13 protein-coding genes are annotated in these 12,562 nt (G+C 34.3%); 9 read left to right on the forward strand and 4 right to left on the reverse strand.

Annotated features, from left to right (window positions below; translation table 11 throughout):
- Window positions 1-7 precede the first annotated feature (7 nt).
- From J7E44_RS03300 to J7E44_RS03315, 4 genes are all read left to right on the forward strand, one after another.
- Window positions 8-2,947, forward strand: coding sequence for a M16 family metallopeptidase (locus J7E44_RS03300; protein ID WP_214825590.1), 2,940 nt, complete (start codon window positions 8-10; stop codon window positions 2,945-2,947).
- A gap of 147 nt (window positions 2,948-3,094) precedes the next feature.
- Window positions 3,095-3,727 (forward strand): peroxiredoxin, encoded by a 633-nt coding sequence (locus tag J7E44_RS03305; protein WP_214825592.1) that lies wholly within the window; start codon window positions 3,095-3,097, stop codon window positions 3,725-3,727.
- A 62-nt stretch (window positions 3,728-3,789) separates the two neighbouring features.
- Entirely contained in the window at window positions 3,790-4,098 is a 309-nt protein-coding gene (locus J7E44_RS03310; RefSeq protein WP_214825593.1) for a thioredoxin family protein, read from the forward strand.
- Window positions 4,098-4,346, forward strand: coding sequence for a DUF6952 family protein (locus J7E44_RS03315; protein WP_027375263.1), 249 nt, complete (start codon window positions 4,098-4,100; stop codon window positions 4,344-4,346). The genes J7E44_RS03310 and J7E44_RS03315 overlap by 1 nt, the downstream gene beginning before the upstream one ends.
- 115 nt (window positions 4,347-4,461) lie before the next feature.
- Here J7E44_RS03315 and J7E44_RS03320 read toward each other — a convergent pair whose 3' ends face one another.
- The 4 genes from J7E44_RS03320 to J7E44_RS03335 all read right to left on the reverse strand — a co-directional run bounded on the left by J7E44_RS03320 (window position 4,462) and on the right by J7E44_RS03335 (window position 7,175).
- Window positions 4,462-4,830: a VOC family protein gene (locus tag J7E44_RS03320; RefSeq protein ID WP_214825596.1), complete on the reverse strand. Its 369-nt coding sequence runs from the start codon at window positions 4,828-4,830 to the stop codon at window positions 4,462-4,464.
- A 114-nt stretch (window positions 4,831-4,944) separates the two neighbouring features.
- Window positions 4,945-5,631, reverse strand: coding sequence for a Bax inhibitor-1/YccA family protein (locus J7E44_RS03325; RefSeq protein WP_214825598.1), 687 nt, complete (start codon window positions 5,629-5,631; stop codon window positions 4,945-4,947).
- A gap of 29 nt (window positions 5,632-5,660) precedes the next feature.
- A complete protein-coding gene (locus tag J7E44_RS03330; protein ID WP_214825600.1) occupies window positions 5,661-6,116 on the reverse strand; it encodes a peptidylprolyl isomerase in 456 nt (151 codons plus the stop codon).
- 24 nt (window positions 6,117-6,140) lie between these two features.
- Window positions 6,141-7,175, reverse strand: coding sequence for an acyl-CoA reductase (locus J7E44_RS03335; protein WP_214825602.1), 1,035 nt, complete (start codon window positions 7,173-7,175; stop codon window positions 6,141-6,143).
- 59 nt (window positions 7,176-7,234) lie between these two features.
- Here J7E44_RS03335 and J7E44_RS03340 point away from each other — a divergent pair, with 59 nt between their 5' ends.
- The 5 genes from J7E44_RS03340 to J7E44_RS03360 all read left to right on the forward strand — a co-directional run bounded on the left by J7E44_RS03340 (window position 7,235) and on the right by J7E44_RS03360 (window position 12,562).
- A complete protein-coding gene (locus J7E44_RS03340) occupies window positions 7,235-7,585 on the forward strand; it encodes a 4Fe-4S binding protein (RefSeq protein WP_214825604.1) in 351 nt (116 codons plus the stop codon).
- A gap of 121 nt (window positions 7,586-7,706) precedes the next feature.
- Complete coding sequence (gene serC / locus J7E44_RS03345; RefSeq protein ID WP_214825606.1) at window positions 7,707-8,771, forward strand: 3-phosphoserine/phosphohydroxythreonine transaminase; 1,065 nt, start codon at window positions 7,707-7,709, stop codon at window positions 8,769-8,771.
- A 115-nt stretch (window positions 8,772-8,886) separates the two neighbouring features.
- Entirely contained in the window at window positions 8,887-9,852 is a 966-nt protein-coding gene (locus J7E44_RS03350) for a D-2-hydroxyacid dehydrogenase (RefSeq protein WP_214825608.1), read from the forward strand.
- Window positions 9,853-9,854: 2 nt separating this feature from the next.
- Window positions 9,855-11,099 carry a DUF1015 domain-containing protein gene (locus tag J7E44_RS03355; protein WP_214825610.1) on the forward strand — a complete coding sequence of 415 codons (1,245 nt, stop codon included), beginning with the start codon at window positions 9,855-9,857 and terminating at the stop codon, window positions 11,097-11,099.
- A 56-nt stretch (window positions 11,100-11,155) separates the two neighbouring features.
- Window positions 11,156-12,562: a M28 family peptidase gene (locus J7E44_RS03360; RefSeq protein WP_214825612.1), complete on the forward strand. Its 1,407-nt coding sequence runs from the start codon at window positions 11,156-11,158 to the stop codon at window positions 12,560-12,562.

Below are 12,562 nucleotides of genomic sequence, written 5' to 3' on the forward strand. Positions count from 1 at the left end.
CCATAAAATGAATTTTTTCAAAAGAATTACCATTGCATCCAGTATTGCTGCTGCAAGTTTTAGTGGTTATGCTTTCGGACAGGATTTCCAATGGAAGGAAGCTACATCCAAAGGTTATACCTATCGGTATGTAACCAACGATCCTACTTCGGCAAGATATTATACATTAAAAAACGGGTTAACAGTTATTTTAAGCCCTACCACTAAAGATCCGAGAATCCAGGCTTATATTGCCACCAAAGCAGGAAGTAAAACAGACCCGGCGGATCATACAGGTCTTGCTCATTATCTGGAACACATGCTTTTCAAAGGAACTGACAGGTTTGGTTCTAAAGACTGGGCAAAAGAAAAACCTTTGTTAGATCAAATTGATGCTCTTTATGAAAAATACAATCAGACTAAAGATGAATCCAAGAGAAAGGAAATCTACAAAGAAATAGATAAAGTTTCCGGAGAAGCAGCAAAATATGCCATTGCCAATGAGTATGATAAATTGATGTCCGGAATGGGAGCTGACGGAACCAATGCCTTTACTTCTTTTGAACAAACAGTGTATACTGAAGACATTCCAGCGAATGTTACAGATAAATTCTTAGCCGTTCAGGCTGAAAGATTCAGACAACCGGTTTTAAGACTTTTCCATACTGAGCTTGAAGCTGTTTATGAGGAAAAAAACAGAGGACTGGACAGTGATTCAAGAAAAGTTTCTGAAGCAATGTTTGCTGCTATTTTCCCTAATAACAATTATGGAAAACAAACAACAATAGGAACTGTTGAGCATTTAAAAAATCCATCTTTAAAAGCGATCAGAGAGTATTTCGATAATTACTATGTACCTAACAATATGGGAATCATCATGTCCGGAGACTTTAATCCCGACGAAATGATTACAAAAATTGATAAGGACTTCTCTTATATGAAGTCTAAAGCAATCCCAGTATATAATATTGGTCAGGAAAAACCAATTACAGCGCCTATTACGAAAGAGGTTTTTGGACCGAATCCTGAAAACATAACAATAGGTTTCAGATTTCCGGGTGCTACTACAAAAGATGCCAGACTTCTTAATCTAATAGGAAGTATGCTAACAAACGGACAAGCAGGTCTTATCGATCTGGATCTGATAAAAAAACAAAAACTGTTGGGAGCATATGCTTTTCCATATGTTTTAAAAGATTATTCTGTTCTTTTCTTACAGGGAAACCCTACGGAAGGGCAATCTTTGGATCAGGTTAAAGCTTTATTACTTCAGGAAATTGATAAACTAAGAAAAGGAGAATTCTCTGATGATCTTATTCAGTCCATTGTAAATAACGAAAGAAAAAATATCATTCAGAATAACGAAAAATATTCTTCCAGAGCGAGTACATTAATGGATGAATTCACTTCTGATATTGATCATAAGGCAGCTTTGGAATATGTGGAGGAAATATCCAAGCTTACGAAAAAAGATATTATGGATTTCACTTCAAAATATCTTCAGGACAACAATTATGTTGCTGTTTATAAAAGAAAAGGAGAAGATAAAAATATTGTAAAAGTTGATAAACCTACAATTACTCCGGTATCTGTAAACAGAGATGATCAATCTGATTTTGTAAAAAAAATCAACGAGATGCCTGAAGCGGCTATCTCTCCGGTTTGGCTGAATTTCGACAAAGATATTGCCAAGAATAAATTAGGAGGTGTCGATGTTCTTTCGGTAAAAAATACTGATAATGAGCTGTTCAGACTTTATTATTATTTTGATTCCGGAAAATGGAATAACAAGATGCTCCCTTTAGCTGCGGAATATCTGCAATATTTAGGAACAAAAAATAAATCTTCTGAGGCAATCAGTAAAGAATTTTACAAATTAGCATCAAGTTTCAGTGTTGGTGCCGGTAATGAAGAAACTTATGTTACGCTAGAAGGTTTAAATGAAAACTTTGACAAAACAGCTGCGTTGTTTGAGGATTTAATTAAAAACTGTGAGGCCGATCAAAGTGCTTTAGATTCTTATAAAGCAAGATTGAAAAAGTCAAGAGCGAATGCTAAACAAAATAAGGGAACTATTATGTCCGGCTTAAGAAGTTACGCACAGTATGGAGCTCAAAACCCTTTCAACAATGTACTAAGTGATGCAGAGCTTGACGCTTTAAAGGCTGAAGATCTTATCAAAATACTTCATGACCTGTTTAATTACAAGCATAAAGTGCTTTATTACGGTCCAAAATCAGGAAATGAGGCAGTTGCATCTCTGAACCCGATTCACAAACTTCTTGCTACTTTAAAAGAGATGCCGAAGTCTAAAACATTTGCACAGATTGCAACAGATAAGAACAAAGTATTGTTTGCTCATTACGATATGGTTCAGGCTGAAGTTTTCTGGGTAAGAAATGGAGATGCCTACAATTCAGCAATTACACCTACCGTAAGCTTATTCAATAACTACTTTGGTGGTGGAATGGGTTCTATTGTATTTCAAACAATCAGAGAATCTAAAGCTTTAGCATATTCTACTTATAGCTATTTCTCTCTTCCAAGCAAAAAAGAAGATAAAGATATTATAACAGCTTATGTAGGAACACAGGCAGATAAATTCAATGAATCTACTACTGCAATGAATGAACTTCTTACCACCCTGCCACAGTCTCAGCAATTATTTGAAACTGCTAAAAGTGGATTGAAGAAATCTATTGCTTCTGAAAGAATCACTCAGGACGGGATCATCTTCACCTATTTAAGAGCTCAAAAGCTTGGTAATATGAGTGATATAAGAAGGAATGTATATGAACAGGCTCCAAAATTAGCATTTACCGACATCAACAGTTTCCACGATAAGGAAATGAAAGGTAAAAATTATACCTATTGTCTGGTCGCTTCTCAAGACAAAGTAAATGAAGCCGATATGCAAAAGTTAGGCGAGGTGAAAAAACTCAACTTAACTGAAATATTCGGTTACTAAAAATAAGAAAAAAGCCCTGAATTCAGGGCTTTTTTCTTTCTATCGAAATGAAAACAATTATAGATTTTATTTATCGAAATACGTTTGTTTGATAGATAAATCATTCATATATTTGCAACAGAAAATTAAATATAAAAACAGAAAATTATGTCTTTAGTAGGAAAAAAATTCCCGAATCTAACAATCGATGCGATGTCTGAAATGGGTGATGATTTAAGAATCAACATTTTAGAACAAACAACTAAAAATCAAGAGAAAGTTATCTTATTCTGGTATCCAAAAGATTTCACTTTTGTTTGCCCTACAGAGCTTCACGCTTTTCAAGATGCTTTAGGTGAATTCGAAAAAAGAAACACTAAAGTAATCGGAGCTTCATGTGATACTAACGAAGTACATTTTGCATGGTTAAATACTGCAAAAGATAATGGAGGTATTGAAGGAGTAACTTACCCACTTTTAGCTGATACTCACAGACAATTAGCAAATATCTTAGGAATTGTAGATCAGGATTTCGATTATGATGATGAAGGAAATGAAAGCTTTACAGGATCTAACGTAACTTACAGAGCAACATATCTTATCGATGAAACAGGAAAGATTTTCCACGAGTCTGTAAACGATATGCCTCTTGGAAGAAACGTAAAAGAATATTTAAGATTAATTGATGCTTATACTCACGTTCAGAAGCATGGAGAAGTTTGTCCGGCAAACTGGGAAGAAGGTAAAGAAGCTATGAAAGCTGACAGAAATTCAACCGCTGAATATTTAGCTAAAAACTAAAAATAACAATGGGGTTTGAATTTTTCAGACCCTATTTTTTTTAATTAAAAATCACAACAATTATGTATACAGAATTAACAGAAGATACGTTACAAAATATCGTTAATGACAATGAAAAAGTAGTCGTTCAATATGGCGCTACATGGTGTGGGAACTGTAGAATTATGAAACCTAAATTCAAAAAATTAGCTTCTGAAAATGACGCGATTCCATTCTTATATGTAGATGCAGAAAAATTACCAGAAAGTAGAAAATTAGCTAAAGTTGATAACTTACCTACTTTTGCCATTTTCAAAAATGGAGAATTGGTGAATCAGGTTCAATCTAATCAGGCTGAAAGTTTAATTAACCTTTTTAATGAATTAGCATAATGAAGTTACCTGTAATCAGACAATTTTATCAAAATCAGACCCCTGAAAACCTTGAAAAAACATTAGAAGTTTTAGAAAGCTTCAGTGAATTCAGAGGAACAAGTGAAGAGGACTTAAATGTTGCCGGAGAATTAATCACCAACATCTGTGGGGCTTTAGAAGTTCATGCTAATGTTCAAAACGGAATGAGCGAAAAAGATGCTTTAAACTCTTTTGCACAAAAGGTTTTAGGATCTATAGATAAATAATATTGAATCGTAAGATTCAAAACTCAAAGTAAAGATTTAAAATCTGAGACTTAAATAATAAAAAAATCCCGATGATCTTACATCAGGATTTTTTTGTTTTTTAGAAATTATTTTATCAATCCCGCTGCTTAACAATAAAAACGGTACCGGCAGGATCTGTGATCCAATGCATATTATCAGGAATTTTTTCAAATTCATCACAGGTCTCTACTTTGTTATCTTTAAGATGAGATATTGCAGCAGCTACATCAGGTACGTTCAGTTCTAACCATGTTTCAGAATGGGTATAATTATCAACACAATCCAACCAGACCGTATTACCACCAAACTTCACTTCATGAGTTCTTGATACTGTTGGATTACTGATCGGCTTTTCTTCTACTTCCAGCTTTAGAATATCCTTATAAAAAGATACCGTCTGTTCGTATTTATTTTTAGGGATCTTTATGGCAATATTAAGTCCGCCTTCAAATTTTGCTTCCATAATTAAGTTTTTGTTTTTAAAGTGTTTTCCAAATTACACAAATTGAACAGAAATTAAAAATCCCGATGAAATTTCACCGGGATTATATTTATCATTACTTGTTTAGTATCTTGATTAGCTTCTTCTGCTCATCAGGATGCTTAAGATATACCAGAATAAAAGCATGATCGAAGCAAAAAGCTGAAGAGCTGCTCCCACATACTGATCTGTACCATAAGAATCTTTAAGTTTGCTTGTTTGATATAAAATGGTGGCAGAAGCCAGAATTACCATTCCAACAGAGAACCAAAGTCCAAGGTTAAATCCAAAGATCATTCCCGCTACAATAAGACCTATTGAAACAAATCCACCAATTACGATGATATTTCTCAGGAATGAAAAATCTCTTTTAGAAGTAAATGCAACAGCTGATATCCCGGCAAACATAGCAACAGTTAAAGTAGCGGCCTGAAAGATAACATTGGGCCCGGAATATACCATCGCAATATAAATCAGTGGCAGGAAAATAACAGCTTCCAACAATACATAAAATCCAAGTCCTAAGTATTGAGTTGATTTGCTTTGTGATAATGACCATTTGGAAGCTAAAATAGAGGCAATCCAGAAAACCCCGATGATCAGTAACCATGCGTATTTCTGAGCAAACATCATATAGATTAACTCAGCAGGAACGGTTTTCAATAAAATAGTTTCAACCCCGATAAATGCAAGGATCGAAAGTGCAACGTGTAAGTACGTTTTCTTGTAAAAATCAGCTTTTTCCACGTCCGTAGATTGAGCTACTAAAATATCTTTAGTCATAGTTTATATTTTCTTTAAATATAACGAAATTATTTATTTTTCTCTTCCGGTTTTACTCCAATAATCTTGCCATCGTCCTCAAATAAAACGTTAACGAGATCTTTTGGTAGAGAGGATTTGTCATCCGAATATTTATATTGGATCATAGGATAACTAACCCCATCCATTAGTGTTTGATGATCTGATTTAAAAACTTCCATTTTTCTATCCAATTGAATACCATTCGATAATTTTTCCAGAACTTTATCCGTAACCAGAGTTTTTACCTTTTCAGAAATTAGATCATCAATTGCCTTACGATCAGTAGGGGTCTTTAAAGCCTTTATAAATGCAAAGTACTTTTCATTGTATAGGGCGATCTTCTCTTTACTTACTTCTACAGCTGCTTCCTTTTTATCATTGTTCTCAACCTTTACATCCACAACTTTCTGAGAAAAGAAAAATTGAGCTAAAAAAAGTGTTACTGCTAAGAATATTTTTTTCATATAATGAGATTTGGTTCTATAAAGTTAGACTATTTCTAGAAACTTCATAGTATCCACATTATCCGCATAAGTATCTAAGCCCGGATTTTGTGCTTCCCCAAAATGAATAGAATCAAATCCCAATTCATCCTTAGCTACAATACACTGAATGTCTTCTTCATTTTCTGTAATAAAATTTTTCACGTCATCTAAAGAAGAATATCTGCTAAAATTAATAACCGAAAGTGGACTGAATAATTTATCATCCTCTTTTAACATGACAAAATTATTATCCCAAAACAGATCTCTGTTCAAAAGATAAACCGCTTTGTTATAGTCGTAATTATTGGCATATTTATGATGGTTGATAATATCCTGGTATTCTAAAAAGCTCTCAAACAGCCTGTCAATTAAAAAATCTTCAGGAATAAAAATCCGGGTTACATTTCTACAGCCTAATCCAAAATATTGGAAAATATCTTTTGCTAAAAGTTGTAATTCGGCTTCTGTCTCGTCACCTTTTAAAACAGCAACGGAAGTCCTGTTTTTACGAATGATATTCAAATGATTTTTAAAATAATATTCAAGATACCTTGCTGTGTTGTTACTTCCTGTAGCAATAACGGCGTCGAAGTTTTCCAATCTCTCAACAAACTCATACTCCACTTGGTCATTTGAAAACTCTTTCCATTTCTTTAATAAAAAAGGAACCGTGTATTTATCTTTTGAAGATAGTTTGATCACTGGAATGTGATTGCTTAAAACTACAGAAATCACATCATGCCATCCAACTAACGGAATATTTCCAGCTAAGATTAACCCTACTCTTTTTGGAGTTTTGGAAGCAGAATAATCTTTAAGCCAATTCTTTATATTCTCTTCCCTCAGTAAATCTGCCCATTGTTTGAAAGCAAATTTCTGATTATCAATAGTAAACCATGGGTTCTCTATTTCAGACTTCTTTAATAATAATTCAAATTCAGAATCATCTTCATTAAATTCTTCCGTACTTTTTGCTAAATACGCTCTTATATAATCACTTAGTTTAATAAGTCCTAAAACTTGATTTTCGATATTCATAATTACTGTAAAATTGGGGAATATTTTGTAATTTTGTGCAAATTTAAAAAAAATTAGCGATGGCTATTAAAATAACTGATGAATGCATTAATTGTGGAGCCTGCGAACCAGAGTGCCCAAATACTGCAATATATGAAGGAGCCGTAGATTGGAAAGCTTCCGAAGGTACTGAATTAAAAGGTACTATAACATTGCCATCAGGACTAACAGTGGATGCAGATTCACCTCAGGAACCTGTAAGTGATGATGTTTACTTTATTGTTACTGATAAATGTACAGAGTGTAAAGGATTCCATGAAGAACCACAATGTGCCGCAGTTTGTCCTGTAGATTGCTGTGTCCCAGATGAGGATCATGTAGAGTCTGAAGAAGCTTTACTTAATAAAAAAGCGTTCTTACACGGTGAATAAAAAATGCCGTCTCATCAATTATGGGACGGTTTTTTTAATTATAAATTGAAAGATCTATTAAAAATATTAAAAGTGAAACCACAGGTTTTCAAAAGCCTGTAACAACCAAAAAAATAAAAATATGAGCAAAAAGCACAATTTCAGCGCAGGACCATGTATCTTACCAGAAGAGGTATTTCAAAAATCAGCAGAGGCTATTCTTGATTTCAATGGTATCGGATTATCGATCCTTGAAATTTCTCACAGAAGCAAAGATTTTGTTGCTGTAATGGATGAAGCGCGTGCCATTGTAAAAAGACTGATGAACCTTGGTGATGATTATGAAGTATTATATTTAGGCGGTGGTGCTAGCTTACAGTTTGCAATGGTTCCTTACAACCTGATGAAAGTGGGCGGAAAAGCGGCTTATCTGGATACCGGAACTTGGGCTGCAGGAGCTATTAAAGAAGCGAAAAAAGTTGGAACTGTAGATGTTTTAGGTTCTTCAAAAGAAGAGAATTATTCTTTCATTCCAAAAGATTATACCGTTTCTTCAGATTATGATTATTTCCATTGCACATCAAATAATACCATTTATGGAACTCAAATGAAGTCATTTCCAGAAGTAGATACTTTAATGGTTTGTGATATGAGTTCTGATATTTTCTCAAGACAGCTTGATTTCAGTAAATTTGATTTGATTTATGCTGGAGCTCAGAAGAATATGGGACCTGCAGGAGTAACATTGGTTGTTGTAAAAAAAGATATTCTTGGAAAAACGGGAAGAGAAAATATGCCTTCTTATTTTGATTATGAACAGCATATCAATAAAGAATCAATGTATAACACTCCACCGGTTTTCCCTGTTTATGCTTCTTTATTAACGCTTCAATATCTTGAAAGAAATGGTGGAATTGCAGCTGCAGAGCAAAGAAATGAGGCAAAAGCCAAACTTCTTTATGACGAAATAGACAACAATCCCCTATTTGAAACGTTCTGTGTAAAAGAAGATCGCTCTCTAATGAACGTTTCTTTCAAATTATTAGACGAAACAAAAAAAGAAGCTTTTGACAATGCATGGAAAGCAGCAGGAATTAATGGATTAAACGGACACAGAAGTTTAGGAGGTTACAGAGCTAGTTTATACAATGCACTCCCTATCGAAAGCGTTCAGGTTTTGGTTGATGTAATGAAATCTATCAAGTAATTCAAACATTAAAGAATTAAAAGATTGTAGTGCTAATAATAATTTTATTAATTTGCAAACCAATTTTAAATATTTAAATTCTTCAATCTTTAAATTTTTTAAATAAAAAGAAAGTATGAAAGTCTTAGCTAACGATGGAATTTCCAAAGCGGGAGAATTAGCTTTAAAAGAAGCAGGAATTGAGATTCTGAATAACCGTGTTGCACAGGATCACGTCATTAATTTCATTAACGAAAATAATGTTGATGTTCTTTTGGTTAGAAGTGCCACTAAAGTAAGACAAGATCTTATTGATGCCTGTCCTGGTCTTCAGATCATAGGAAGAGGTGGCATCGGAATGGATAATATTGATGTTGATTATGCTAAAAGCAAGGGCATCCAGGTAATCAATACACCAACAGCATCTTCAAAATCTGTTGCCGAATTGGTATTTGCTCACTTCTTTTCTTTAGCCCGATTCTTACACGAATCCAATAGACTGATGCCTTTGGAAGGAGAAACTCATTTCGATGCGATGAAAAAATCGTTCAGTAATGCGTATGAACTTTCAGGAAAAACATTGGGAGTAATTGGTTTCGGAAGCATAGGCCAGGAGGTTGTAAAGATGGGAATATCTTTAGGAATGAAGGTGAAAGTTTTAACCCGAAAACCTAAAACAAAAACGCTTTCTTTATCATTTTTTGACGGACAAACAGTGAACTTTGAAATTGAATCCACAAACGATACAGATGCTTTCTACAAGGATACTGATTTTATAAGCATTAATACGCCTAAGACAAATGAATATATCATAGACACCGCACAATTTGAAAAGATGAAAGATGGTGTTTATATTGTAAATACTGCAAGGGGCGGTGTAATTAATGAAGTTTCACTACTCGATTTTATCGAATCCGGTAAGGTAGCAGGCGCAGCATTGGACGTTTTTGAAAACGAACCGAGCCCTGAACTGACTTTATTGATGAACCCATCATTATCTCTTTCTCCCCATATTGGTGGAAATACAGTAGATGCTCAGGAAAAAATCGGAGTTGAACTTGCAGAACAAATTATCAAGCTACAAAAAGAAACTATAAAATAAATATGCCTGTTTTTAAACCATTTCGCGGAATTAGACCTCATAAAGACTTTGAGCAGACTTTTCCAACACATCCATTAGACAATTTCACTCAAGAGGAAATTGCCGAAAAAGCTCAGGTTGAGAACACTTACATTAATATGATAAAACCTTATGTTGTAAGTAAATCTAAAGATATTGACCGGAATTTAAGAAAGATCCGTTCTACTTTTGAAGAACTTATGGACGAGAAAAAACTTGTCCAGGACAGTTCAGCATACTATCTTTATGAGCAGATCTACCCCAGCAAACAGGTTTTCAGAGGATTGCTTGGTCTAACCAGTCTTGAAGATTTCTGGAATGGGAAGATTAAAAGACATGAAAGTACCATTCCTCAGAAAAAAGAAAAACTGGCCCATTATCTTGAAAAAGTAAACCTACAGGCTGAGCCTGTACTCCTTACCTATCCATCAAATTCGAAAGTTGAGCTACTGATGAATCACGAGGAGAAAAATGTACCTATTTTCAATCATGTCGATTCTAAAGGAATCAGACATAAAATCTGGAGAATTGATAACCGTCTAAAACTACAGCAGTTTAAGGAAGTGATCGAACAGATCGATTCTTTCTACATTGCTGATGGTCACCACAGAATTGGCTCTACTGCATTGAATGCCAAGCATCATAAGGATAAAAATAAAAGACATAACGGTACTGAAGCATACAATTTTGTATTTAGTTTTATCGTTTCCAATCAGTCTATTAAAATTCATGATTACAATAGAATTGTAGCTGATATTAATGGTTTATCGACTGCCGACTTCTTAAAGCAGCTTGAACATTATTTTCTAATTCATGAAAAAGAAGAAACGGCTTACTATCCTTCGCAAAAATTCCACATGTCGATGTATCTGGATGGTAAATTCTACTCTTTACACGTAAAGCATGATCTTCGTTCTCAGGAGATGTCATTAGACAATCTTGATCACCATCTTTTGGATAAATATATATTTAAGGATATTTTGAAAATTGAAGATCCTGATAGTTCAGATAAAATTTCTTATATTAAAGGGACTTCTAATCTTGAAGGAATCAGTCTATTAAAAGAAAAAATCGACAATGGCGAAGGTCGTGTAGGTTTCGGGATCTATCCTGTAAGTTTTAATGATATGATTAAAATTTCAGATCTCAAATTAAGCATGCCTCCGAAATGTACATTTATTGAGCCTAAATTAGTTACAGCACTATTAATGTACGACATGAAACCTTAGATTATTTCTATTTTTTTCCTACTTTTATAGACGGAAAAGAAAAGGTAAATCAAAAAATGAAAAAAATATTCATTATCATACTTCCACTCTTTTTGAGTGGATTTTTATTTTCTCAAAAAAAAACTCAAAAGAAGCCTCAGAAAAAATCGACGACAGCAAAATTCAACTATCATGATGAATTTAAACAGATTTCTGATGAAATTTTAACCAACGGTACCGCATACGAAAATTTAGAAGAACTAACCAAAGGCATTGGCCCTCGTTTTAGTGCCACTTTGGGTTATGCTAAGGCAACGGAATGGGCAGAAAGAAAACTTAAGGAAGCCGGCGCTGAAAACATCTGGAAACAGGACGTCAGAGTCCCTGTTTGGATAAGAGGACGAGAATCTCTACAGATAAAAACGGGTAATGGTGACTGGAAAAATATAAGAATGTTATCTTTTGGAAATTCCGAAGGAACAGGTGGAAAAGACCTTACCGCTGATATTTTACTGGTAAAAGATATTCCAGAGCTCAATACATTGACTTCAGCCCAGGTAAAAGATAAAATTATTTTTGTGAACTCCCCTATTGATCAAAAAATCATCAATACAGTAGATTCTTATTTAATTACAGCAAAATCAAAATTACTATCCGCATCTGTCATTGGCAAAAAAGGAGCAAAAGGTTTAATTATCAGATCACTGACAACCGCTTCTGATGATATTCCACATGCCAAAATGATTTACTATGAACCTGATGACCGAATAAAAATACCTGCCGTAACAATAGGTGCAAAATCAGCCAATGAATTAGAGAAACTTTTGAAAAAACAGACCGTTAAAGCGAGATTGAATATGTCTGCTGAATCAAAAGGAGATGCCATTAACCACAATATCATTGGAGAAATTCCCGGAAAGAAAGATTCTAAGGTGATTGTTTTGGGAGCACAGCTGGATTCCTGGGATTTCGCAGAGGGTGCTCATGATGATGGATCGGGAGTCGTACAATGTCTTGAGGTATTGAGAGCTATTAAAGCTTTAGATATCAATAATAACCATACGATAAGAGTTGTTCTTTATGCTAACAGTGAAAATGGCGGCCAGGGACGGGAAAGCTATGCAGCTTATGTTAAAAAGAAAGATGAGAAACATATTTTTGCCCTGGGAACTGATTCCGGTGGTTATTCTCCCAGAGGATTTTCATTAGATATGGCCCCTCAAAGGCGAAGGCTGATCTTTGACTGGAAAAGTTATTTCCTTCCTTACGGAGTTTATGATTTTGACCAAACTTACGCAATACAGGACATCTCTCCTTTAAAGAAACTCGATATTCCGTTAGCAGAATTGGTTGTTGATACTCAAAGATACTTTGATTACCACCACTCTTCTGAAGATACTTTTGACAAAGTCAATAAAAGAGAGCTTTTATTGGGTGCCGTAGTGATGACACAAATGATTTTTATGATCGATAAAAATTGGTAA

The organism is Chryseobacterium sp. ISL-6 (genome assembly GCF_018613715.1).
GTDB lineage: Bacteria > Bacteroidota > Bacteroidia > Flavobacteriales > Weeksellaceae > Chryseobacterium > Chryseobacterium paludis.